Raw genomic sequence first — 982 nt, 5'->3', positions numbered from 1 at the left:
CGACGAGAGTGGCTTCCTTGAAGACCGAGTTCTTTTACCTGTCTTTCGTATGATTTCGTCGTATATTGGAATCCTTGATCGGAGTGAAGAAGGGCCCCCTTTTCGAATGACTTGTCCCTTAACTGATTCAACGTATTATGAACCAATTCAAGGTCGTTTCGAGAAGAAACTTCCCATGCCACAATTTCATTATTATACAAATCTAAAACGGCAGATAGGTAGGCAAACGTGTCTCCAATCCGCACATAGGTTATATCTGTTACTAACTTTTGTAACATGGACTCTGCATAGAACTCACGGTTTAAAACATTTTTAAATACAACGGATCCTCTTCGGCCATAGAATGGACGTTTCTTTCGAATAACAGATGTAACCCCCAATTCTCTCATCAAACGACGAACACGCTTATGATTGACAACGATTCCCTCTCTGAATAAAGCTCGAGTCATCCGTTTATATCCGTAGTACGGATGTATCTTATGAATGGCTAATATATGTTCTTTTATCCATAGGTTTTTCTCAAGTCTTAGAGAACGTTTAGACTGAGTTTTCCGCCATTTGTAGTAACCAGCTCTTGAAACTTCACCGATTTTTAATAGCCACGCGAGTGGGTGTGTTTTCCTCAATCCATCAATTACTTGAAACCTTTCGGCTTTCAGGACCATTCCTTCCCATGTAGATTTGGATTGCGCTTTTTTAAATAGTCCACCTGCGCTTTCAGATAAGCATTTTCTTCTTCAACACTAGAAAAATTCTTACGGTTCCATACACCACGTTGGTCTTCAAAAGGCTCATTATTTTGCACTTTCTTTACCCAATTCGCTATTTGTGCATCACTTTTGATACCAAATCGCTCACGAAGCCGACGATATGACCAGCCTTCCTCCAACTTCAAACGAACAACTTCTCGCTTTAATTCTTCTGTATATGTTTGAAACGTTTGCCCCTTTTTTGCCATAGAAAAATCCCCTCTCAGATAGAC

Annotated in this window: 1 pseudogene; it reads right to left on the bottom strand. The window is 40.0% G+C overall.

What is annotated here, in order from left to right:
* Window positions 1-958: pseudogene (locus AC1DVK_RS26955) on the bottom strand (IS3 family transposase); the annotation flags it as partial.
* Window positions 959-982 lie beyond the last annotated feature (24 nt).

The organism is Peribacillus sp. P4_B1, assembly GCF_056402395.1.
This window is presented reverse-complemented; position numbering and strand designations above follow the sequence as displayed.